Source organism: Kitasatospora sp. NPDC058063, from assembly GCF_042885395.1.
Lineage (GTDB): Bacteria > Actinomycetota > Actinomycetes > Streptomycetales > Streptomycetaceae > Kitasatospora > Kitasatospora lactacystinica.
Genome location: NZ_JBHVSD010000002.1, coordinates 38205 through 61334, shown reverse-complemented (window position 1 = coordinate 61334; position 23130 = coordinate 38205). Strand labels below are relative to the sequence as shown.

The following is a 23130-nucleotide window of genomic DNA, read 5'->3' as shown; positions in this document are numbered from 1 at the left end:
CCCTTGTCAAGGTCATTGGAAGGTCATGCGGTTCCCATGGACCCCCCGCTCGGGCCGTCGTTCCCATCCGAAGGAAGGGGGTGCCCTTGAGTCGTCCTCAAGGGCACCCCCTTCCCCGAGGCCCCGCCCCGGCCCGCTACTGGCGCACCGCGCCCAGCGCCGCCGGCCGGGTCCGCAGCAGTGCCCGGACCGGCATCCCGGTCGCCGCGAGGCAGAGCAGCACCGCTCCGGCGGCCAGCGGCAGGGCGAGCATCGGCGGCACGTACGGGGCGGAACCGGCCACGCCCCGGGCGACCGGCACCAGGGTGATCCCGGCGATGGCCGCGCCGACCGCCAGCCCGGTCGAGGCCACCAGCAGCGCCTCCCAGCGCATCATGCCGCGCACCTGGCGCCGGGTGGTGCCGGCCAGGCGCAGCAGCGCGACCTCGCGGCGCCGGTCCAGCACCGTCATCACCAGGGTGTTGGCGGCGCTGACGGCGGCGAACCCGCCGAGCACCGCGGCCATCACGGTGTTGGCCCAGCCGTTGAGCTCCAGGTCCTTGTCGGACTGGGCGACGAACCCGGCCCGGTCGGTCACCGCGGCCCCGGCCAGCGTGCCCAGCCCGGCGGCCACCGCCGCGGGGTCGGCGCCCGGCGCGTCGGCGACCAGCACCTGGCTGTCGTACCCGGCGGTGACGTGCGCGGCCACCGCGGCCCGGGGCAGCAGCGCCTGGCCGACGCCGAGCCCGCGGTCGTACACCGCGACCACGACGGGCCGGACGGCGGTGCCGTCGCCGAGCCGGAGCGGGACCCGGTCGCCGACCCCGGCGCCGAGCGCGTCGGCCAGGGTGGCGCTCAGCGCGATGGTGTCGGGGGCGCGGCCGAGGTCGGCGAGCGTGCCGCTGCGCACGCCCAGGTCGAGCACCTTCGGCAGCCGCGCCGGGTCGCCGTCGACGCCGAGCACGGGGGCGGAGCCCAGCTGGCCGCCGTTCTCGTAGACGACGCCGGTGCGCAGCACGCCGACGGCGGTGTCCACGCCGGGCACCCGGGCCGCCCGCTCGGCCGTCCCGGCGGGCAGGCCAAGGCCGGTGGCGCCGACCACGTGGTCGGCGGTGACGCCGGCCCGGACGTTCTCGCCGGCGGTGTGGCGCACGGTGCTCTGCAGGATCAGCAGGGTGCCGCAGAAGGCGGTGACCAGGACGATCGGGGTGATCGCGGAGGCCAGCCGGCGGGCGTTGGCGCGGGTGTTGTCGGCGGCCAGCGAGCCGGGGGCGCCGCCGGCCCGCAGCGGGGCGCCGAGGATCACGGCGGCGGCCCGGGCCAGCCAGGGGCCGAGCAGGGCGACGGCCATCATCAGGCACATCACCACGCCGAGCGCGGTCTGGGCGGCCTGGACGCCGTCCAGGGAGTTGGCGACGGCGGCGGCCGCGGCGCCGCCGGCGGCGAAGACCAGCCCGAGGACGGTGCGCACCCGGCCCGGGTGGGGTGGTTCGACGGAGGCCTCGCCGAGCGCCTGGGCGGCCCGCATCCGGGACGGCCGGCGGGAGGCCAGGAAGCCGGCGGTCAGCGCGGCGAGAGTGCAGGCGAGGACGGCGACGAGCATCGGCAGCGGGCCGATGTCCAGGCGGACGTCCGCGGGGACGGCGCCGCGCTCGACCAGCTGGCCGAACCACCAGCGGGCGAGGGCGAGTCCGGGCAGGATGCCGAGCGCCGCGGCGAGCGGCGCGACCAGCATCGCCTCGGTGGCGATGGTGCGGCGGATCTGGCGCGGGGTGGCGCCGACGGCGCGCAGCAGGGCGAACTCGCGGGCGCGCTGGCCGGTGGCGAGGGCGACGGTGCTCATCACCACGAAGACCGCGGTCATGGTGGCGTAGCCGCCGAAGGTGCCGCCGAGGGCCATCAGCAGGCTGCGGGCGCCGCCGAGGGCGGGGTGCTCGACGGCGCCCCGGTCGTCGCCGGTGAAGGTCCTGGCGTCGCCGCCGACGGCCTGGCGGACCTGTGCGGCGAGCGCGGCGGTGCTCACGCCCGCGCGGGGCTGGACGGCGACGGCGTCGATCCGGCCGGGGTGGCCGGAGAGGCGGTCGGCGGTGGCGTCGGCGAACCAGGCGGTGGGCCCGGCCTGCTGGGCGGCGGCCAGGCCGGAGACCCGGTAGTCCGCGGTGCCGCCGGGCGCGGTGAGCGTGAGGCGCGCGCCGGGGGCGAGGTGGGCGGCGCGCGCCGTGTCGGCGTCCAGCACCACCTCGTTCGCGCCGGGCGCGCGGCCCTCGACCAGGGTGTCGCCCGGTCCGGCGATGCCGAGCGCGGCGAAGCCCCGGCCGGTCAGGGCCGGCGCCGGGCCGGTGGCGGGCAGCGGGAAGGCGGTGTCCGGGCGGGCGGCCGCGACCCCGGGCAGCGCGGCCAGCCGGCCGACCAGCGCGGCGTCCGTCCGGGCCCGCTCCGGGGTGGCCTGCTCCACCGTCTCGGTGTCCTTGCCGACCTTCTTCTGGATCTTCACCGCCTGCTCGGCCGCGACCACCACCGGGGCGTCCGCGTACCGGGCGGGCTTCAGGCTCGCGGTCAGACCGGTCTGCAGCAGCACGCCGCAGGCCACCACCACGACGGCGCCCAGCAGCAGGGCGACCAGGGTGCCCGCGAAGGACGCGGGCCGAAAGCGCACCGAGGAGCGCGCGAGTCCGTTCGTCACGCCGCCGCTCCCACCGGGCGGGCGGTCAGCGCGACCATCCGGTCCGCGACGGTCTGCGGGCTCGGGTGCGGCAGGTCGTCCACGATCTCGCCGCCGGCCAGGAACAGCACCCGGTCGGCGAAGGAGGCGGCCACCGGGTCGTGGGTCACCATCACCACGGTCGCGCCGAGCGAGTCCACGGCCTGGCGCAGCAGCGCGAGCACCTCGTGCGCGGTCCGGGTGTCCAGGGCGCCGGTCGGCTCGTCGGCGAACACCACGTCCGGGCGGGTGATCAGCGCGCGGGCGATCGCCACCCGCTGCTGCTGGCCGCCGGAGAGCTGGCCGGGCCGGCGCCGGGCGTGCTCGCCGAGCCCCACCCGGCCCAGCAGCTCCCGCGCCCGGGCGCGGTCCTGGCGCTCCCCGGCGAGCCGCTGCGGGAGCAGCACGTTCTGCTCGACGGTCAGCGAGGGCAGCAGGTTGAAGGACTGGAAGACGAAGCCGATCCGGCTGCGGCGCAGCTTGGTGAGCCGGTTCTCGCTCAGCGCGGTGATGTCCTCGCCGCCGAGCCGGACCTGACCGGAGTCCGGGCGGTCCAGGCCCGCCGCGCACTGCAGGAAGGTGGACTTGCCGGAGCCGGACGGGCCCATCACCGCGGTGAAGCTGCCGTGGGCCAGCGCCAGGTCGATCCCGCGCAGCGCCTGCACCGTCGCCTCGCCGCGCCCGTAGGTGCGGCGCACCCCGCGCAGCTCGATCGCGGGGGCCGCCTGCGGGGCGGTGCCGTAGGGGGTGCCGTATCCGGGGGCGGCGGGGGCTGCGTGGGCGGCGGGGTCGGCGGGGGCGTACCCATCGGTGCCGTACTGGTCCGTCCCGAACTCGTCGGTCCTGCGGCGGTCTTGGCGGCGTGCCATGGGTGGGCCTTCCTTCGGTTCCGCGTCGTAGCGTCGCTCGTCGTCAACGTGCTCCAACCTAGGGAGGACGGACTCCGCGAACCATGCAGGCCACCGGCGGACCGGAGGTGGGGTTATCCCCCCACCGGTTCGGCGGGAACCCCCAGGTAGACGGCGCGCAGCTCGGCGAGCACCGGGTGGGCGGGGTCGAAGGCGGTGCCGTCCACGGCCGCCAGCGGGCACACCCCGACACCCGCGTTCACCGCGAAGGCGGCGGTGAAGCGGTCCAGCCCGTCGGCGGCCAGCGGCTCGCGGGACTGCGGACCCCGGTACGCCCCGGACAGCAGGGCCTCGGTCACGCCCGGCAGGCTCGGCCCCTGCGGCCAGACCAGCTTCTCCTCGGCGAGGAAACCCACGTTCCAGGTCGCGCCCTCGACCACCAGGCCGTCCTCGTCGACCAGCAACACGTCGTCGAAGCCCGCCAGTTGGGCCAACCGGCGGTGGTGCACCAAGCCGAACAGGCCGACGTGCTTCACCTCCGGCAGCTCCCGCCGGTACGCAGCGGTGCGGACCCGCAGCGGGGCGGGCGCGGCCGCGGTGGCCGGGCGGGTGGTCACCAGCAGGGCGGGTGCGGCCGGGGCCGCGGGGCGCTCCAGGCCGAGTTCCGGGTCGTACACGGTGACCCGGACGGTCACCGGCGCGCCGTCGGCGGGCAGCACCGCGCCGATCCGCTCCCGCACCGCCGCCCGGTCCAGCTCGGCGCCGAACAGCACCCGGCAGTCCCGGACCAACCGGTCCAGGTGCAGTGCCAGACCGCGCACCCGGCCCTCCTCCGCCCGCAGGGTGGTGAAGTGCCCGTAGTTGAGCAGCCCCAGCGCGGCCAGCCGCGCCGGGTCGGCAGGGGCGCCGCCGATCTCGATCTCAGCCATCCCCCGAGTCTGCCAGCTGCGGGAATGCCGGCGGAGCCTGCTCCGGCAGCCCCGGCCGAGGCGGCCCCGACCGAGGCGGCTCGGAGCGCGACGGCCCGGACCGAAGCGGCTCGGAGCGCGGCAGCCCGGACTGCGGCGGCGACGCCGGGCGGTACGGGCTCACCATCGGCCGGCCCGCTTTCCGGGCCGCCCGCTCGAACTCCTCGATCCGGTACGCCAGCCCCTCCGGCTCCCCCGCGTCCGACCAGCGCCACGCCTCCGCCCACCACTGCGGGCCGCGCACCAGCGGGCGGCCGGCCAGCGCCAGGCACAGGGCCAGCGTGGAGCGGGCGTACTCGTGCACCCAGCCGTCGCAGCCCCGGTAGTCCGCCGTCTCGTCCAGCCGCAGCCAGCGGCCCTCCTGCCCGGCGGCCAGTATCGGCACCCAGCCGCGCAGCCGGTCGGCGACCAGCAGGAGCAGCCGGCCGTCCTCCTCCCGCACCCGGTGCACGGGGAGCTGGGGCATCCGGGCGAAGGACAGCGAATGCTTCCAGCCCACCACCCACAGCCCCCGGCGCAGGTAGTAGCGGACCGCCGGCTGCCAGGTCCAGTGCGCCTCCAGCCGGAACCCCGGCAGGCCCTCGGCGGTGGCCGCCGCGTACACCTCGTCCAGCGCGGCGGCGGCCAGGCCCCGGCCGCGCGCGGCCGGCGTCACGTAGAGGGAGGAGACGGCGAGCTGGCTCGGACCCTTGGTCCAGTTGTCCACCGCGACGGTACCCACCACCACGCCCGCGTCGTCCCGGATCCAGTAGCGCCGCCGGTACAGCTCCCCGCCCGGCCACTCCCGCCCGCTCTCCCCCAGCCGCTCCCGCCACCCGCGCTCCGCCGGCGGCGCGAGCCCGTCCGGGTCCACCAGCTCGCCCAGTTCGCCCTCCACCAGGGACGCCAAGTCCCAGAGGGCGAACCGCCGTTCCTCCCCCGGACCGGCCGCTCGCAGCCGCGGCCCCACCGCCAGCCGGTCCTGTGCCCGCTCCACCGCCGCATCCCACGACCTCACCACAGGGCGAGGATAGCGGTGGGCCGGGGACGATCAGTAATCCACCGGCCACCGAACGTCAGCGCAGGGAGCGGGCCCGTCCCCGCCGCACCCCGAGGCCCCTCCGCGGCCCTCCCCGGCCCTCGCCACCGTGGCCGCAGCCGTCGCCGTCCTGGCGGAGGTGGGGAAAACCCGACCACAGGACTCGACTTGGCCGTGATGACCCCGCCGAGCTGCGGCGATGCAATGAAGAGGTGACGAAACGGGCGTGGTGGTGGTGCGGCGGATGGCTGGTGGCGGCCGGGTGGGCGGGGGCGTTTCCGGTGCTGTCCGGGCTCGGGCCGCACCGGAGTTGGGGGACCTTCGCGGCCTGCGGGTACCTGTCGGCGGCGCTCGCCGTGGCGCTGGTGCGGCGGTACGGGCGTGAGGTGTCGGTGGCGGTCGCCGCCGTCGGGGCGGTGCTGGTGCCGCTGCTCGTGCTGGTGCCGGCCGGGCGGGGGCAGAGCGAGGTCGGGGTGATCGAGCGCTCCGGGTCGCTGCTGCTGCACACCGGCACGCCGTACCTGGCCGAGCCGGCGTCCGTCGCGCAGTACACCCCGTACCTTCCCGGCATGGCCCTGCTGGGCCTGCCCCGGGCGGTGCTGGACGACTCGCCGCTGGGCGGGTCACCGCTGGGCGACGCCCGGCTCTGGTGTGCGGCGGTGTTCCTGGTCTGCGTGCTGCGGACGGTGCCCGCCGGGCGCCGGCTCGGCGCCGCCGCGCTCACCGCCTCACCGGTGGTCGCGCTGCCGCTCTGCGTCAGCGGGGTCGACCTGCCGCTCATCGGCCTCTGCTGGCTCGCCCTGGTCCGCGCCGCCGAACGGCGGCCGGTGGCGGCCGGGTTGGCGCTGGCCGCGACCTGCTCGCTGAAGTGGACGGCCTGGCCCGCGCTCGCCGTGGTGACGGCCCTGCTGGCGGCCACGGCCGGACGGCGGGCGGCGGTGCGCGGGGCGGCCGTCGCGGTGGGCGTGGCGGCGGTGGCCGTGCTGCCGGTGGCGCTGCGCGCGCCCGGGCCGCTGGTGGAGCAGGTGTTCGCCTTCCCCACCGGGCGCGGCCGGCTGCCCACCCCGGCCGCCAGCCCGCTGCCCGGACGGCTGCTCGCCGATCTCGGCCCACCCGGCTGGTACGCCGCCGTCGGCCTGCTGCTGCTCGCCGGGCTCGCCGTCGGGGCGTCCTTGCTCCTCCGACCGCCCCGCACCGCACCCGCGGCGGCGCACCGGCTGGCCCTCGGGCTGACCGCGGCCTTCCTGCTGGCACCCGCCGGGCGGTTCGGCTACCTCGCGCTGCCGCTCGTCCTCGTTCTGCTCTCCCGCTCGTCCTCCGTTCCAGTCGCCGTTCCGGTCTCCGTTCCGCTCTCCGTTCCGAAAGGCCTGCCATGGGCACCACCCTCGTCGTCACCAATGACTTCCCACCGCGCCAGGGCGGCATCGAAACCTTCGTCCGGGCCATGGCCGACCGCGTCCCCGACCACGACGTCGTGGTCTACACCTCGGCCGAACCCGGCGCGGAGCGCCACGACGCCGCTCTCCCCTACCCGGTGATCCGCGACCGCGCCCGCACCCTGCTGCCGACCCCGCGGGCCACCCGCCGGGCCGCCGCGATAGCCCGCGCCCACGGCTGCGACCGGGTCTGGTTCGGCGCCGCCGCCCCGCTCGCCGCGATGACGCCCGGCCTGCGGCTGCTGGCGCCCGGCATCCGCCGCACGGTCGCCACCACGCACGGACACGAGATCTGGTGGGCCCGCACCCCGGGCGCCCGCGGCCTGCTGCGCCGGATCGGCCGCAGCACGGACGCGGTGACCTTCCTCGGGGCCTACACCCGCACCCGGATCGCTCCCGCGCTCGGACCGGACGCCCGGCTGGTGCGCCTGGTGCCGGGGGTCGACCCGTCGGTCTTCCGGCCGGCCGGCACCGCCGCGGTGCCGGCCGCCGCCCCGGTGGTCCTCTGCGTGGCGCGGCTGGTCCCGCGCAAGGGGCAGGACACGCTGATCCGCGCGCTGCCCGCGATCCGCCGGGCCGTGCCCGGGACCACGCTGGTGCTGGTCGGCCGGGGCCCGGACGAGGACCGGCTGCGGGGCCTGGCCGGCCGGCTGACCGAGCCGGGCAGCGTGGTGTTCACCGGCGGCCTGGACCACGCCGGGACGGCCGTCCACTACGCCGGCGCGGACGTCTTCGCGATGCCGTGCCGCACCCGGCGGCTGGGCCTGGAGGCCGAGGGCCTGGGGATCGTCTTCCTGGAGGCGGCCGCGGCCGGCCTCCCGGTGGTGGCCGGCCGCTCCGGCGGCGCCCCGGACACCGTCCTGGACGGCGTCACCGGCACGGTCGTCGACGGCCGCGATCCCGCCGAGGTGGCCGCCGCCCTGACCCGCCTCCTGCTGGCCCCGCCCGCCGAGCGGGCCCGGATGGGGGCGGCGGGGCGGCGCTGGGTCGAGGAGCACTGGACCTGGGAGGCCTCGGCGCGGCGGCTCACGGAGTTGCTGGACCCCGTTTCGCCGCTGCCGGGCCCGGGCGCCCCGGCCGCTCCGGCTGTTCAGGCCGTTCCGGCCGTTCCCCGTCCCCCGGCCGCCTCGGCCGCTCTGGTCCCTCCAGTCGCTCCGGCCGTTCCCGGGCCTCCGTCCGCCCAGGAGGCTCCGGCCGGACCGGTCACTCCGCCTGCCCCCGCAGGTGCCTGACCAGTCGGGCGATGGCGGGCGCCCCGCCGTTGGCGCGGACCGCCGTCACCCAGTTCCTCGCCTGGCCCGGCAGGTCGTCGCGGCTCGGGCAGGAGAAGCTGAACAGCCAGACGTGGGCGGACAGATCACGCTCCGGCATGGCCTGCCACTCCTCACCCCCGGCCGCCGTCAGCGTGTCCTGGCAGGCCGCCAGCGCCCGGTCGCCGTCCCCGGCCCACTCCTGCCGCAGCCACAGCAGGAAGTTGGTCTGCGCCGTCGTGGTGTCCTCCCTGGTCGCCTCGCCCTTGAGCAGCCGGTTGACGATTGCGCTCTGCGGTTCCCGTGTCCTCTCCATGACGCCATCGTTCCGGCCGCACAACCCCTGTGACAAGTGGGTGAATTGCCGTCCGGCGCGCGCTCCGGTCACTCGCCGCGCAGGTGCGCCAGCACCGCGAGCACCCGCCGGTTGCCCTCGGTCGGGTCCAGGTCCAGCTTCATGAAGATGTTCCCGCAGTGCTTCACCACCGAGGCCTCGGTGATGCTCAACCGGGCGGCCACGGCCTGGTTGTTGAGGCCCTCGGCCAGCAGCGCGAGCACCTCGCGCTCGCGCGGGGTGAGGCGGGCCAGCGGGCGGTCGCCCGACCGGCCGCGCAGCAGCACCCGGACCACGTCGGGGTCGATCACCGTCTCCCCGTCCGCGACCCGCCGCAGCGCGTCCAGGAAGTCCGCGACGTCACCGACCCGGTCCTTCAACAGGTAGCCCAGACCGGCCGGTTGAGCACCGGCGGCGGCCAGCAGCCGGGTCGCGTACGGGGTGGCCACGTACTGGGACAGGACCAGGACGGGCAGGCCGGGGTGGCGCTCGCGCAGGGCGAGGGCGGCGCGCAGGCCCTCGTCGGTGTGGTCGGGGGGCATCCGGACGTCGGTGACCACAATGTCCGGCCGTTCGGCGTCGACGGCCGCGGCCAGCGCCTCGGCGTCGCCGACGGCGGCGGTCACCCGGTGGCCGCCCAGGGCGAGGAGTTCGACCAGTCCGGCGCGCAGCAGCACCGCGTCCTCGGCGATCACGACCCGGAGCACGGGACCTCCAGCCGCAGCGTCGTCGGGCCGCCCGTCGGGCTCGTCACCATCAGCCGTCCTCTCAGCAGTGCCACCCGGTCGGCGAGTCCCGCCAGTCCGGCCCCGGCGGCCGGGTCCGCCCCGCCGCGGCCGTCGTCGGTCACCTGGACGACCAGCCGGCCGCCCGCGACCCGCCCGCGGACGGTGATCGCGGTGGCGCCGCTGTGCTTGGCGGCGTTGGTGAGCGCCTCGGTGACGGTGAAGTAGGCGGTGGTCTCCACGGCCGGGTGCAGCCGCTCCGGGAGCTCGATGTCGGCGGCCACCGGGATCGGGTGACGCAGCGCGACCTCGGCGACGGCGGCGGCGAGCCCGTGGTCGGTGAGCACCTGCGGGTGGATGCCGCGCACCAGTCCGCGCAGCTGCTCCAACGCCTGCCGGGCCTCGCCGCGCGCCCGGGTGACGAGGTCCGCCGCCCGGCCCTGCCGGTCGCGCAGCTCGTACTCGGCGAGCCCGAGGGTCATGCTGAGCGCGACCAGCTGCTGCTGCGCCCCGTCGTGCAGGTCGCGCTCGATCCGGCGCCGCTCGGCCTCGAAGGCATCGGCCAACCTGGCCCGGGAACGGGTGAGTTCGAGCACCTGGCGACCGAGGTCGTCCTCCCGGGGGGCGAGCAGGAAGCGGGCCAGCGCGACCTCGGCGGCGGTCAGCAGCGCCCCGGCGTACGCGCAGAGCAGCAGGCCGGCCAGTCCGGCGGCGGTGAACGGCAGGGCGGCGAGCGGCCCGGGGACGGCGTGCCCGGGGATCAGCATCACGGTCTCCGGCGCGAGCGCCCAGACCACCAGCGGGGAGAGCACGTACAGGCCGGAGAGCACCAGCAGCGCGGTGAAGCCGAGCGCGGCGGCGGCCAGCACCGTCGAGGCGAGTGCGGCATGGGCGAGTTCGCGCCAGGTGGCCCGCTCGCGCAGCCGGGTACGGATGCGGGCCCGGCGGCCCGCCCCGGGCAGGCTGCGGTGCGGGTCGGGCAGCGGGACCGGCTCCACCAGCCGCAGCCGCCACCGGGCCGCGGTGGCGGTCGGAATGCCGGCGAGCACCAGGGCGACCAGCAGCGGGATCCCGACGCCGATCGCCCCCAGGCCCAGGCCGAGCACCAGCAGCACCACGAGGACCACCAGCAGCACCGGCCCGAGCAGCGCACTGCCCAGCAGGTACGCCCAGCAGCGCGGCACCCAGCGGGTGAACGGGAAGCGCAGCGGGTGCGCCCGCAGCGCCTCGCCCACGGCCGTCGGCTGCGGATCCGCCTCGCGGCCCCCTTCGCCGCCTCCGCCCCCGCCTTCGCTGACCTCGCTCACCCGGTCCACCCTAACCGACCGGCTGACGGCCCTTCGGGTCCTCCGCCGGGGCCTCGCCCTCGGCCGCCACCGGGGCCGGGCGCGGCCGGGCCAGCGCGACGGCAGCGATCACCAGCGCGCCGCCGACCAGCGCGTTCCAGCCCACCGGCTCGTGCAGGAAGGCCGCGCCCAGCGCCGTCGACCAGAGCGGCATCACGTACGTGACGGCGGAGGCCACCGTCGCCCCCGCGCCGCGGACCAGGGCCAGGTTGAGCAGGTACGCCAGGCCGGTGCCGGCCACGCCGAGCACCAGCAGGGCGAGCGCCGGGCCCGCCCCGGGCCAGTGCGGAGCGCCTGCGGCGAGCGGCGCGACCAGCGCCAACTCGGCGGCGGCGCAGGCGATCTGGAGCGCGGAGAGGGTGGTCACCGACTCCGGGCGGCCGGACAGGAAGCGGCGCAGATAGGCGAAGCCGGCGCCGTAGCAGCAGGCAGCGGCCAGGCAGGCCAGCGCGCCGGCGGTCGCCCCGGTGCCGAGGCCGCGCCAGACCCCGAGCACGGTGAGCACGCCGAGGAAGCCGAGCCCGAGGCCGGCCAGTCGGCGGGCGCCCGGGCGGCGCTCCCCGGGGACGGCCAGCACCGCGAACAGCAGGGTGAACAGCGGGGTGGCCGCGTTCATCACTCCGGCGAGCACCGAGCTGACCCTGGTCTCGCCGAACGGGAAGAGGGTGAACGGCACCGCGTTGAGCAGCACCGCCACCACCGCCGAGTGGCCCCACAGCACCCGGTCGCGCGGGGCCCGCTCGCCGCGCACCACGAGGATCGCCCACAGCGCGGCCGCGCCCAGCAGGCAGCGCCACAGCGCCACCCAGAGCGGCGGCACCCCCGCGTCGACCGCGACCTTGATCAGGGCGAAGCTCGCGCCCCAGATCGCCGACAGGGCCACGAAGCCCGGCAGCCAGCGCCGCACCTCCACCACCTCCTTGTCCGTGTCCGTGTCCGTGACTGTGACTGTGGCCGTGCCATCAGCTGGACAGAGCGTGGCCCGGCACCGGACCATGAGTCCAACAAGTGGCAGCGCACCCATGATGAGGAAGTCTCATGACCTCGGACGTCAACCTGGCCCAGCTCAGGGCATTGGTCGCGGTGGCCGACACCGGCGGCTTCGGCGCGGCCGCCGACGAGCTGGGCATCAGCCAGTCCGCCGTCTCGCACGCCGTCGCCGCGCTGGAGCGCAACCTCGGCGCGCCCGTGCTGCGGCGCGGCAGCCCGTGCCGCCCCACCCCGCTCGGCGAGCAGATCCTCCCGCACGCCCGGACGGCCGTCGCCTCGGCCGCCGCCGTCCGCACGATCGCCACCCGGCACCGCGGCGGCCTGACCGGCACCGTACGGCTGGCGGCGCCCACCACCGTCTGCCAGGCACTGCTGCCCGGACTGCTGAAGGACTGGCGGGCGGCCCACCCGCAGCTGACCGTCCGGGTCTTCGAGGGCGAGGACGAGGAGCTGGCGGCCTGGCTGGAGGCGGGCACGGTCGACGCCGCCGTGCTGGTGGACGCCGGTCCGCTGCCGCCCGGGGCGGTCGCGCTCGGCGCCGACTCGATGCACGCACTGCTGCGCCGCGACCATCCGCTCGCCGACCAGCCGACCGTCCACGTGGCCGAGTTGGAGGACGACGACTTCCTGCTCTCGGAGGGCGGCTGCGAGCGCCACATCCGCGAGGCCTACCGGCGGGCCGGTACCCGCTTCACGCCCCGGCACCGCATCCGCGACCTGAACACCCTGATCGGCATGGTGCACGCGGGCGTCGGGGTCTCGGTGATGCCCGCACTGGCACTGACCATGCTCCCGGCCGACTGCGTGCTGGTCCCGATCCGGCCCGCCGTCCACCGGACGCTGTCGCTGACCGGGCCGACCGGCCGCCCGTGGGCCCCCGCGGTCAGCGGACTGCTGGCGGGGGTGGGCGCGGACACCGCCGTCGGGGCCTGAGCCCCCGGCGCCGGGCGCTCAGCTCCATCCGTCCGGCGGCAGCCAGGGCGGTCCGGGGGGCTGGTCCCACCGGGCGACGAACCGGGCGACGACGGCGCGCAGTTGACGGGCGTGCCGGGGCGACAGCGCGAGCATCACCGCCTCCAGCAGGTCCCGGTCGTCCCACGGGCAACCGCAGCAGAACCAGTACAGGTCGCGCTCCGCGCAGTCCTCCCACAACCGGCGCTCGGGACGGTGGACGTACGCCCGCCACCGGCGCAGTCGGGCTTGACCCTTTTGGGGTTGACCCCCCTTCCCCACAGGTCTATACCAATGAGGACCTTCGGCAACCACCCGCCGCCGACGGTCCGTTCGGCCGCCGCGCCACCCCCACACCCGGCGCGACCAGGCCGGCCTCCCCCACTGCCGTTTCCTGGAAAGGCTTCCGATGGAACGCGCTCTTCCCCCGCATTCCCACCGGCACACCGCACCTCGCCCCGCCCGTCGCCCCGCCCCCGGGCGCCGCGCCGCGCTCGCCGTGGCCGCCGCGCTCGGCCTGGTCGCCGGCGGCGTCGCCGCCCTGGCCGGCACCGGCTCCGCCTCCGCGGACACCGCCGGCACCACCGCCGCCGGAGGGCTCGGCAGCAACTGGTACGCCTCGGCGCCGTACCTGATGCCCGAGGACAACAGCCCGCCGGACGCCGCCGCCGTCATGGACGCCACCGGCCAGAGGGCCTTCCAGCTGGCGTTCATCCTGGCCCAGGGCAACAGCTGTTCGCCCGCCTGGGGCGGCACCTCCTCGATCGACACCGACACCACCATGCCGAGCGTCATCCAGACCGTGCGCGGCAAGGGCGGGGACGTCTCGGTGTCGGTCGGCGGGTACGGCGGCACCAAGCTGGGCCAGGTCTGCGGCACCCCCGAGGCGACCGCCGCCGGCTACCAGAAGGTGATCACCAAGTACGGCCTCAAGGCGATCGACTTCGACCTGGAGGAGCCGGAGTACGAGAACACCGCGGCCATCCACAACGAGATCGGCGCGGCCCGGATCCTCCAGCAGAACAACCCCGGCCTGTACGTCTCGATCACCACCGCGGGCACCAACGCGGGCACCGGCTGGTTCGGCACCCAGATGCTCAACGAGGCCAAGTCGCAGGGCTTCACGCCGGACAACTACTCGATCATGCCGTTCGACGGCGGCTTCAGCGGCGCCGCGGCGCAGACCGACGCGCTGGTGAAGTTCAACCAGATCCTGCAGAGCACCTTCGGCTGGAACGAGGCCACCGCGTACGCTCACGAGGGCGTGTCGATGATGAACGGCCGCACCGACGCCGCCGAGTACTTCCACCAGTCCGACTTCCAGACCGTGCTGGACTTCGCCACCGCGCACGGCCTGGCCCGGTACACCTACTGGTCGGTCAACCGGGACCGCCAGTGCGCGGGCAATGTCGACCCGGGGCTGTCCGGCTCCTGCTCCAGCGTGGCGCAGAACGACTGGGACTTCACCAAGTACACGGTGAAGTTCGCCGGGGCGACCCCACCCACCACGCCACCCACGACGCCGCCGACCACCCCGCCCACGACTCCTCCGACCACCCCCGGCAGTTGCACCGCCCCGGCGTGGAGCGCGAGCACCACGTACACCGGCGGCGCCAAGGTCTCGTACAACGGGCACAACTACCACGCCAAGTGGTGGACGCTGAACGAGGTGCCGAGCGCCGCCGGCCAGTGGGGCGTCTGGGCCGACGACGGGCCCTGCTGAGCGAACCACCCCGGTGCGGCGGGGAGGCCGCATCCCGCTGAGGCCCGTGCCCCGCCGTCACCGGAGGGGCACGGGCCTCAGCGGGATGCGGGGCCTCGGCGGGGCACCGCGCAGGTCACGGGCACCGCGCAAGTCACGGGCACACGCAAGTCACGGGCACAGCGCAGGTCACTCCCCGGCGAACCGCTCCCGCAGCTCCACCAGCACCTCCGCCGCCTCCGACAGCCCGGCCGCCTCGCAGCGCGCGATGCCGGCGGTCAGCCGGGCCACCGCTGCCTCGGTGCGACCGAGATCGCTGCCCTCGATCAGCGCGGCCAGCCGGACCGACTCCGCCCGCGGCGACTCGGCCAGCTCGCCGCCCGCCTCGTACTCCGGGACGGCCCGCTCGGCCTCGGCCAGCGCCTCCTCGTACCGCCCTGCGACGGCCAGCGAGCGCGCCCGCTCGTAGTGCGAACCACCGCGCAGGTACCAGGAGTTGTACTCCTCGCCGGCCTGTTCGGCCGCCTCTCCGACCGCGTCCGCCTCGGCCAGCAGGGCGAGCGCCGCCGCCAGCCCCTCGGCGCCCTGCTCCCGCATCGTCATCCGGGCCAGCTCCCGCAGGGTGGCCGCCAGCTGGTCCACCTGCGGGGCCTTGCCGTGCGCCTCGCGGGCGCGGGCCAGCGCCGCCTCGGCGACGTCCCGGCGCTCCGCCCGGGCGAGCGCCAGGGTGGCCTCGCAGGCGACCATGGTGTGGGTCTCCTGGTCCTCCCAGCCGGCCACCAGGTCGGCCAGCCGCAGGTACTCCTCGGCGGCGTCCCGGTGCTCCTCCAGCTCGGACAGCCCCCGGGCGAGGTCCAGCCGGGCCTGGGCGAGCATCCGCACGTCCAGCCGGGCCGCCGACGCGTCCAGCAGCACCGACTCCAGCACGGCCACCGCGTCCGCCGCCCGCCCGGTGTCGCGCAGCACGTCGGCCAGCTGCATGCGCACCCGGGCGGCCTCCTCGACCGCCTCGGCGCCCTTGCGGTCGTAGCGCGCGGCCGCCTCCGACAGCGCGCGGACGGCACCGCCGAGGTCCCCCGCCTGGAGGCAGCCGTGGCCGAGCATCATGTACGTCGGCGCGTACGGGTAGGAGTCGTCGCCCCAGCGCACGGCCTCGGCCAGCGCCCGGTGGAACACCTCGACCGCCTGGCCCGGCTCGCGGCCCTGCAGCAGCACCTGGCCCAGCAGGCCGAGCACCCTCGGGGTGTGCCAGGGCAGCTCGGCGGCGTCCAACTGGGCCAGCACTTCGCGCAGTTCGGCCTCCGACTCGGCCAGCAGGCCCTTCCGGGCGGCGGCGTCGGCGGTGTACTGCCGGGAGGTGGCAGCCCGCCGCTCGGAGCCGAGCTCCACGGCCGTGCGCCGGTAGGCCCCGACGACCGCCTCGAAGCGCTCGGCCACCTCGTCGGCGGGCTCGGGCAGCGTCTCGACCAGGTCGTGGTGGGCGGCGTAGGCGCGGGTCTGCAGCACGATCAGGTAGTCGTCGTCGGTCAGTTCGCCGCCGGCGCGCAGTTCCTCGGCCCGCGCCAGCGCCGCGTCGAGCGCCGCCCAGTCGGCCCGCCGGCCGCTGTGCCCGCTGTCCGCATCCGCGTCCGCGCTGCGACCCTCGCCGCCGTCGCTCTCGTCGTCCAGGTCCGCGATGAGGGTCCGGGCACGGCACATCAGCGCCGACCCGGCCAGTCCCGCCTGCTCGAACAGCTCGGCGGCGGCCAGCAGCCCGGCCTTGCCCTCGGCGTACGCGTCCCGCTGGAGCGCCTCGTGGGCGCGCTGCTCGGCGAGTTCGGCGCGCAGCCGCTCGGGGCCGCCCAGCCCGGCGCTCCGCGGGTGGACGAAGTCCGCGGCCCCGGCGCGCTCGGCGACCCGCTTCCACAGCCGGTCGGCGTCCGGGTGGCCGAGCACCTCCAGCTCGCGGGCCCGCAGCACCAGGGCGGTGAAGTCCTCCGGCTCCGGCTCGACCGTCCGGCGCGGCGCGGGCGCGACGGCCGGGGCGTCGGACAGCCCCGGCGCGGCCACGGCCCGCACACCCAGTGCCAGCGGCTCGGCGAGCAGCGGCTCGACGGCCAGCCGGGCGCGCCGCTCGGCGCCGACCGCGCCGGTGCCGTTGCGGGCGTCGAAGCGTGCGGCCAGCGCGTCGGCCTCGGTGCGAACGTGGGCCAGCAGGGAGTCCACCGTCCAGGTGGCGCCCGCCGGGCCGCTGACCGCGAGTTCGCCGTGGCCGGCCCGGGCGAGCAGGGCGACCAGCACCTCGACGCCGGTCAGGAAGCCCAGCCGGGCGGCGGGTTCGCCGGTGACCGCGAACAGGTCCCGGTTCTCGGCGAGCAGCTCCAGGCCGCGCGGCTCGTTGCCGGACAGCGCGCAGAACTCGATGTGCAGGCCGACGGCGTTCAGCATCGAGGCCTTGCCCCGGGCGTAGCGGTAGCCGGAGAGGTGGCCGGAGCGGGCCTCGTCCAACCGGCCCCGGCGCAGCTGCGCGAGCAGGGCGGTGGCCTGGCTGAGGTAGGGCTCCTGCTCGCAGCCGCTGCGGCCGTCCAGCACCGGGGCGATCACCTCCAGCGCCCGGGCGTCGTCCCCAGCGGCGATGAAGTGCCGGGCGCGGGCGCGGGTCTCGCAGGCGTGGCAGTCGCTCAGCTCGGAGCGCGGGCGGGCCGCCCACAGCTCGTAGGCGTCCTGCACGTCGATGCCGGTCTGCACGGCCAGGTGGTAGCGCTGGGCGTAGTACGGCTGGAGGTCGTGGCCGGCCGTGCGGTAGCGGTCGCGCAGCTCGGTGTGCCAGCGCCGGACCGCCGCGAGCGGGACGTCCGGGGTGTCCTTGAGCGCGTCGGCGACCCACTTGAAGCGCCAGAGCACCTGGCGCCGGGCCCATTCGCCGAAGCCGTCCGGGTCGGTGTCCCAGAGCTTGAGGATGCGGGCGAAGACGACCGGGCTCTTGCTGCGCTCGCCGTCGTACTCGTAGGCCTCCATCAGCTCCAGCAGGGCCATCGAGCGAATCCCGGTGTCCTCGAACTGCTCGGCGGCGTCGACGAGTTCCTCGGCCGTGACGGTCCTGGTCCGGCCGTACGGGCGGGCGTCGTTCTCGCGCAGCGCGGCCATCACCGCGTCGGGGGTGTCCAGCATCACGCCTCCTTGTCGCCTTCGGGGGTGCCCGCCGCCTCGTGGCCGAGCATGGCGTGGTCCAGCAGGCTGATGAACGAGCGGTTGAGCAGGGCGGACTCGCTGGCCTTGAGCGGGCGGCGGGTCATCAGCACGGCCTGCCCGTACAGCGCCTCGACGGCGGTGACGGCCAGCTCGCGGCTGGTGACGGTGGCGGCGCGGCGCACCAGCGGGTTGAGGTGGTTGAGCACCAGTTGGGCGCGGGGCACCTCGGCGCGCAGCGAGCCGAGGATGTCCGCCCACAGCCCGTCGGCCTCGTCGGCGAGCTGGGCCCTGGTGCGCTCGTGCCGGGCCTCCCGGTTGTCGAGCAGCAGGGCGGGCGCGTTGGTCGGGTGGAAACTGCGCAGCGCGACGTCGCAGTCGAACCGGCCGACGACCTCGCGGGCGATCGCCAGGAAGGCGTTGGCGGCCAGCTCGACGGCCGGGTCCACGGTGTCCAGGTGCGCGGTGACGGTGCCCGGGTCGAGGTCGGAGACCGAGACGCCGGGCCGGATCTCGGGCAGCCGGTGGACCAGGTCGTGGTCGTAGGTGTAGCCGCCGTTGACCACGCCGAGCCCGGCCGCGGCGGCGATCGGGGCGACCTGGCGGAACTCCTCGACCGTACGGGTCACCAGCACCGTCGGGTGGCTGCGGGCGAACTCGTCCAGGGTGACGTTGCCGTCGGTGGTCTCGAACGGCAGCCAGGGAAGCATCATCCGCAGCAACTCGTCGTCGTAGCGGGCGAGTTCCTTGACGGCCAGGTGGTGGACGGACAGGAAGCGGTGCAGCAGCGCCGGGTCGCTCGCGGACAGGCCGGTCAGCCAGTCGCGGATCCGGGCGCCGAGCGCGTCCCGGACGGCAGCCAGCGTCTCGTCGGCGTACAGGCCCTCGCGGGAGGCGGTCGGGCGCAGCCCGTCGGTGTCGACGACGCAGCGGACGAAGAAGGCCCAGTCCGGCAGCAGTTCGTCGGCCTGGTCGGAGAGCAGCATGCCCTTGAGGTGCACCCGGTGGCCGTTGCGGCGCGAGGGCGGGGCGGCGTCCGGCAGCACGTACGCGACGCCGCGCAGGCCGACCAGCGGCAGGTCCAGCTCGATGGTGTCGAGCGGGGTGAAGTCGAAGGCGGCGCGGCAGTACTCGGTGAGCGCGTCGCGCCTGGCCAGCGGGGAGGCGTGGCGCTCGGCCCACGGCGGGGTGCGGTTGACCCGGTGCTCGGTGCCGGCGGCGTCGATCACCGTGACGTCGTGGCGCAGCAGGCTGCCGAAGTCCCGGGCGAGGGTGAGGACCCGGCCGGGGCGGGTCCACTCGGCGGCGTCGGCGCGCGGGGCCAGCGTGACGGTGGTGCCCGGCTCGGGCTTGGCCGAGGCGGGCAGCGTGCGGATGGTGTAGCTGCCGTCGGAGCTGCCGCGCCACTCGATCACCGGGGCGTCCGGGGTGGCGGCGGAGCGGGTGACCACGGTGATCTCGTCGGCGACCACGAAGCAGGCGAGCAGGCCGATGCCGAACTGGCCGATGAAATCGCCGCGGGCCTTGGCCAGCCCGGCGCCGTCGAACCGGCCGTCGGCGTCGCGCTTGGAGCTGCGGCCGATGGTGGCGAGGAAGGTGTGGACGTCCTTCTCCGTCAGGCCGACGCCGGTGTCGGTGACGGACAGCTCGTCGTCGGCGCGGACGGTGATCCTGGCCGGCGCCTCCGGGTCGAGGGCGCGGCGGGCGGAGATCGCGTCCACCGCGTTCTGCAGCAGCTCGCGCAGGTAGACCCGCGGGCTGGAGTAGAGGTGGTGGGAGAGCAGGTCCACCAGACCGCGCAGGTCCACCTGGAAGGTGTGCGCACTCGTCGGGTTGTCGGTAGGGGACACCGGAGGCTCTTTCGATCGCGGGGTGGATGACGGTGGTGGGGTGCGGATGCGGGTGCGGGTCGGTACCGGCACCGGCACCGGTCGGCGCCGGGCGGCACCGGTACGCCTCAGCGCCAGTACGAGGTGCAGCGGTCGCGGTGGGCGCGGAAGGCCTTGACCGGATTGCCCGACAGGTAGTGCCAGGGCGATTCGGTCACGAAGCCGTCCAGCGCCTCGAACAGCAGGCGCGCGGTCTTCGGCTGGTCGGCGAGGGAGAAGGCCATCGCGAAGGTGTTGAAGGCGCCCTGCCAGCCGCGCGCCGGCACGAAGGCCGGGTGCAGGACGGACCGGAAGGCCGCCTCCTGCAGCCCGGCCACCACGGCCGGACTGGTCAGGTAGGCGCCGTCCTCGCCGTCCGGGAGGGCCAGCCAGTGCTCCAGGTGCGCGACCGCGACCAGCTCACCGAGGCGGCTGCCCTCCGGGGCGGCGAGCATCACGGAGCGGGCGAACTCGTGCATCTCCTCGTGCGAACCGCCCCACTTGGCGCTCAGCTGCTGCAGCCTGACCCAGTGCGAGGCGGAGTTCCCGGGCGCCCGGCGCACCGCGGCCTCGAAGCGGCTGGTGGCGACCTCCGGGCCGAGCGAGGCCCCGAGGGCGCTGGTCTGCAGGAACCGCCAGGGGGCGTGCCAGGACGGCTCGCGCTCGGCGACCTCCAGCAGTTGCTCCTCGGCGACCTCCAGCCGCTCGTGGAACACCTTCCACCGCTCCTCGGTGACGTCCTTGGCCCGGGCGCCCGTCCGGGCCTCCCAGCCCCAGTCGATGTGCCGGGCACCGGACAGCAACAGCAGCAGCGTGTCGTCCGGGGTGTCGGCCAGCGCGCGGGACGTCCACTGCTCGACCCGGGGCACGTCGGCTATCGCCCCGACCAGGAAGGTCAGGTCCTCGCCCTCGGCGGCGGCGAGCGCGGGGCGCAGCGCGGCCCAGTCCCCGTCGGCGGCCTGGCGGAGCGCCAGACGCACCGACTCGTCCCCGTACGCCGGGTCGAGCCGCGGCTCGGCAGCACCGGCCGGCGCGGCCGATCCGGCTCCCCGTCGGCCGAAGCCGAACCCGAACCCGCGCCGCTCGGCCCGGTCCTCCGCGCCCTCCCCGCCGGAGCGGCGTCGGAACAGCGGCATGTCTGGCCCCCTCGAACGTCATCAGTATCTTTCGCATGGCCGCACTATGGCCACGAGAAGGTACATATCACGGTCGACCGACATCCGTTTCCCCAGCCCAGCGCCCCGCCCGTGCGGGGAGAGGTCCCTCAGCCCACGCCCGGCCCGGCGTCCGGCGCCTTCCCGGCCTGGGCCTGCTCGATCCGCTTGACCAGCATCACCGCGAACTTCCGCGTCGCGGCCACGTCCACCGGACCGCCCTCGCTGGTCACGCTCGCCACCACGGTGCCCGAGCGCACCACGATGCCGACGCCCTCGCCCTCGGCCAGCGGCCCCTGGAAGGTCTGGCTCTCGCTGCCCAGCACCGGGGTGTCGATCTTCTTGAACGGCCCGGCGGCGTACGAGGCGTAGCTCTCCTTCAGCCGCTGCGCCGCCGCGTCCCGGCTGGGCAGGGTGTCCACCAGGAAGCGGACGACCACGTCCCCCGAGGAGAACCGGACCGACCCGCTGAGCGGCTTCCCGGCGCAGGAGGCGGCGGCGGCACCGGTGCAGGTGACCTTGTGGTCGGCCGTGTCGACCTTCCGCTTCTCCTCCTCCCAGCCGGCCATCGCCTTGCCGTCCGGCAGCACCTGCCCGACCACCTTGTCGTCCAGCAGCGCCACCTCCAGGTCCCCGCGCGGCACCTCCACCGCGGCCGGGGCCGGTGCGGAGGCGGGCGCCGAACCCGCCCCGGGTGTCCCGGCGTCCGACCCGCTCGGCGCGGGAGCGGGCGCAGCCGCGGACGCGGACGCCCCGGCCGTACCCGTCGACGCCGCCGCCGGGCCCGAAGCGGACGAACCCGCGGCCGCCGCCCCACCGACCCCCTTCGACCCCCCGGAGGAGCACCCGGCCAGCACGCCCGTCAGTACCCCCGCCGCCGCCACCGCGGCAAGCACTCGCCGACCACTCATCCCCGTCGCCCTCCCTAGACCTGTCAGTGATCCCTCAAGATAGCGACCGCCCTGCCCGCGAACGCCGACGGGGCGGCGACCTGTCGGTCACCGCCCCGTCGTGCTGCTCGTCGTACCGCTGTGTCGTCCTGCCCTACCGGTGGATCAGACCGCCGGAACCGGGAAGGTCGGGTACTCGACGCCCGAGATGTACTGGACGACCCGGATCACCTGGCACGAGTAGCCGAACTCGTTGTCGTACCACAGGTAGAGGATCGCGTTGTCGCCCTCGACCTTGGTCGCGCCGGCGTCCACGATCGACGCGTGGCGCGAGCCGATGAAGTCGCTGGAGACGGCGTCGGGCGAGTCGGTGAAGTCGATCTGGCGCTTCAGCGGCGAGGTCAGCGAGACGTTCCGCAGGTACTCCAGGACGTCCTCGCGGTTGGTCTCCCGCTTGAGCTGGAGGTTGAGGATCGCGATGGAGACGTCCGGCACCGGGACGCGGATCGAGCTGCCGGTGATCTTCGCCTCGAGGTCCGGGAGGGCCTTGGCGACGGCCGAGGCGGCACCGGTCTCGGTGATCACCATGTTCAGCGGCGCCGAGCGGCCGCGGCGGTCGGCCTTGTGGTAGTTGTCCAGCAGGTTCTGGTCGTTGGTGAACGAGTGGACGGTCTCCACGTGGCCGCGGACCACGCCGTACTCGTCCTCCATCGCCTTCAGCGGCGGGACGATGGCGTTGGTGGTGCAGGAGGCGCAGGACAGGATCTGCTCGTCCGGCTTGATCGTGTCGTGGTTCACGCCGTGCACGATGTTCGGGACGTCGCCCTTGCCCGGCGCGGTCAGCACGACCTTGGCGATACCGGGGCGCAGGTGCTTCGACAGGCCCTCGCGGTCGCGCCAGCGGCCGGTGTTGTCGATCAGGATCGCGTCCTTGATCCCGTACTCCGTGTAGTCGACCGTGGTCGGGTCGTCGGAGTAGATCACCGTGATCTCGTTGCCGTTGGCGATGATCTTGTTGTTCGCCTCGTCGACGGTGATCGTGCCCTGGAACTGGCCGTGGATGGAGTCACGGCGCAGCAGCGAGGCGCGCTTGACCAGGTCGTCGCCGCCGCTGTTGCGCACGACGATGGCCTTCAGCCGCAGGCCGTTGCCCGAGGCCTTCTCGACCAGCAGGCGGGCGACCAGCCGGCCGATGCGGCCGAACCCGTACAGCACGACGTCCTGCCCGGACCGGCGCTCCAGCTTGTTCTCGCCGGTGGCACCGACGACGGCCTGGGCGGTGAACTCCGCCACCGACAGGCCGCGGTCGTCCGCCTTGTACGTCGCGGCGAGCATGCCGAGGTCGATCTGCGAGGGGCCGAGGTCCAGGGCGGTCAGTGCCTCCAGGAACGGCATCGTCTCGGTGACCGAGAGCTCCTCGCCGGCTATCTGCCGGGCGAAGCGATGCGTCTTGAGGATGCTGACCACCGACTTGTTCACCAGGGAACGGCTGTGGAGCAGAACGGTGACGTCCCTCTCCCGGTGCAGCCGCCCGATGATCGGGATCATCGACTCCGCGATCTCCTCGCGGTTCTTCCAGTCCGTGAACACGTCGTCGTTGACAGTCACAAGTCCATCTTTCGAGCTGAGGGTGTTGCCCACATGGTAGCTTCGCCCGCCCGCGCCCCGACCGCCGGTCCCTCCCCCACCCTCCCCACCCGAGCCCCCGACCTGCACGTTCACCCCCGCCCCACCCCCGAAGGTGATCACCGCCACCCTCGGTCCGACGTTCCACAAACGCCCTCACGGCCTCCGTAACGTGC

17 protein-coding genes and 1 pseudogene are annotated in these 23130 nt (G+C 75.5%); 4 read left to right on the top strand and 14 right to left on the bottom strand.

From position 1 onward, the window contains the following. Positions 1 to 136 precede the first annotated feature (136 nt). From ACFVUY_RS04005 to ACFVUY_RS03990, 4 genes are all read right to left on the bottom strand, one after another. Positions 137 to 2662 carry an FtsX-like permease family protein gene (locus ACFVUY_RS04005; protein WP_387727146.1) on the bottom strand — a complete coding sequence of 842 codons (2526 nt, stop codon included), beginning with the start codon at positions 2660 to 2662 and terminating at the stop codon, positions 137 to 139. Further along, entirely contained in the window at positions 2659 to 3549 is an 891-nt protein-coding gene (locus tag ACFVUY_RS04000; protein ID WP_387727144.1) for an ABC transporter ATP-binding protein, read from the bottom strand. Before ACFVUY_RS04000 ends, ACFVUY_RS04005 begins: the two co-directional genes overlap by 4 nt. 113 nt (positions 3550 to 3662) lie before the next feature. Then, the gene (locus tag ACFVUY_RS03995; RefSeq protein WP_387727142.1) at positions 3663 to 4457 is read right to left on the bottom strand and encodes an aminotransferase class IV; all 795 of its coding nucleotides are present in this window, start codon (positions 4455 to 4457) and stop codon (positions 3663 to 3665) included. Then, positions 4450 to 5496 carry a GNAT family N-acetyltransferase gene (locus tag ACFVUY_RS03990; RefSeq protein ID WP_387727140.1) on the bottom strand — a complete coding sequence of 349 codons (1047 nt, stop codon included), beginning with the start codon at positions 5494 to 5496 and terminating at the stop codon, positions 4450 to 4452. Before ACFVUY_RS03990 ends, ACFVUY_RS03995 begins: the two co-directional genes overlap by 8 nt. A 299-nt stretch (positions 5497 to 5795) precedes the next feature. Here ACFVUY_RS03990 and ACFVUY_RS03985 point away from each other — a divergent pair, with 299 nt between their 5' ends. Together ACFVUY_RS03985 and ACFVUY_RS03980 are read left to right on the top strand one after the other, a co-directional pair. Next, entirely contained in the window at positions 5796 to 7052 is a 1257-nt protein-coding gene (locus tag ACFVUY_RS03985) for a glycosyltransferase 87 family protein (RefSeq protein WP_387727138.1), read from the top strand. Continuing rightward, a pseudogene (locus ACFVUY_RS03980) lies at positions 6959 to 7996 on the top strand (glycosyltransferase family 4 protein); the annotation flags it as partial. The gene ACFVUY_RS03985 and the pseudogene ACFVUY_RS03980, both read left to right, overlap by 94 nt. 157 nt (positions 7997 to 8153) lie before the next feature. Here the strand turns inward: ACFVUY_RS03980 and ACFVUY_RS03975 are convergent. From ACFVUY_RS03975 to ACFVUY_RS03960, 4 genes are all read right to left on the bottom strand, one after another. Continuing rightward, positions 8154 to 8516: a hypothetical protein gene (locus ACFVUY_RS03975; RefSeq protein WP_387689857.1), complete on the bottom strand. Its 363-nt coding sequence runs from the start codon at positions 8514 to 8516 to the stop codon at positions 8154 to 8156. A 68-nt stretch (positions 8517 to 8584) separates the two neighbouring features. Beyond that, entirely contained in the window at positions 8585 to 9241 is a 657-nt protein-coding gene (locus ACFVUY_RS03970) for a response regulator transcription factor (protein WP_359897632.1), read from the bottom strand. After that, on the bottom strand, positions 9226 to 10494 hold the full coding sequence (locus ACFVUY_RS03965) for a sensor histidine kinase (protein WP_387727775.1): 1269 nt from the start codon (positions 10492 to 10494) through the stop codon (positions 9226 to 9228). The genes ACFVUY_RS03970 and ACFVUY_RS03965 overlap by 16 nt, the downstream gene beginning before the upstream one ends. 82 nt (positions 10495 to 10576) lie before the next feature. Beyond that, the gene (locus ACFVUY_RS03960; protein ID WP_387727136.1) at positions 10577 to 11512 is read right to left on the bottom strand and encodes a DMT family transporter; all 936 of its coding nucleotides are present in this window, start codon (positions 11510 to 11512) and stop codon (positions 10577 to 10579) included. A 131-nt stretch (positions 11513 to 11643) separates the two neighbouring features. Here ACFVUY_RS03960 and ACFVUY_RS03955 point away from each other — a divergent pair, with 131 nt between their 5' ends. Beyond that, positions 11644 to 12528: a LysR family transcriptional regulator gene (locus tag ACFVUY_RS03955; protein ID WP_387689863.1), complete on the top strand. Its 885-nt coding sequence runs from the start codon at positions 11644 to 11646 to the stop codon at positions 12526 to 12528. A gap of 18 nt (positions 12529 to 12546) precedes the next feature. On the opposite strand, the gene ACFVUY_RS03950 is transcribed toward ACFVUY_RS03955, so the two are convergent. Then, the gene (locus ACFVUY_RS03950) at positions 12547 to 12747 is read right to left on the bottom strand and encodes a hypothetical protein (RefSeq protein ID WP_387727134.1); all 201 of its coding nucleotides are present in this window, start codon (positions 12745 to 12747) and stop codon (positions 12547 to 12549) included. Between the two features lie 208 nt (positions 12748 to 12955). Between ACFVUY_RS03950 and ACFVUY_RS03945 the strand changes: the two genes are divergently transcribed. Continuing rightward, a complete protein-coding gene (locus tag ACFVUY_RS03945) occupies positions 12956 to 14269 on the top strand; it encodes a carbohydrate-binding protein (RefSeq protein ID WP_387727132.1) in 1314 nt (437 codons plus the stop codon). Positions 14270 to 14437: 168 nt separating this feature from the next. Here ACFVUY_RS03945 and ACFVUY_RS03940 read toward each other — a convergent pair whose 3' ends face one another. The 5 genes from ACFVUY_RS03940 to ACFVUY_RS03920 all read right to left on the bottom strand — a co-directional run bounded on the left by ACFVUY_RS03940 (position 14438) and on the right by ACFVUY_RS03920 (position 22936). After that, positions 14438 to 17398, bottom strand: a complete 2961-nt coding sequence (locus ACFVUY_RS03940; protein WP_387727130.1) for a hypothetical protein — start codon at positions 17396 to 17398, stop codon at positions 14438 to 14440. After that, positions 17398 to 19266, bottom strand: coding sequence for an HSP90 family protein (locus ACFVUY_RS03935; protein ID WP_387727128.1), 1869 nt, complete (start codon positions 19264 to 19266; stop codon positions 17398 to 17400). Before ACFVUY_RS03935 ends, ACFVUY_RS03940 begins: the two co-directional genes overlap by 1 nt. Before the next feature lie 107 nt (positions 19267 to 19373). Further along, complete coding sequence (locus ACFVUY_RS03930; protein WP_387689873.1) at positions 19374 to 20420, bottom strand: hypothetical protein; 1047 nt, start codon at positions 20418 to 20420, stop codon at positions 19374 to 19376. A 128-nt stretch (positions 20421 to 20548) separates the two neighbouring features. Continuing rightward, positions 20549 to 21082, bottom strand: a complete 534-nt coding sequence (locus tag ACFVUY_RS03925) for a hypothetical protein (protein ID WP_387727126.1) — start codon at positions 21080 to 21082, stop codon at positions 20549 to 20551. A 411-nt stretch (positions 21083 to 21493) separates the two neighbouring features. Then, a complete protein-coding gene (locus ACFVUY_RS03920) occupies positions 21494 to 22936 on the bottom strand; it encodes a glyceraldehyde-3-phosphate dehydrogenase (RefSeq protein WP_387689892.1) in 1443 nt (480 codons plus the stop codon). Between the last annotated feature and the right edge of the window lie 194 nt (positions 22937 to 23130).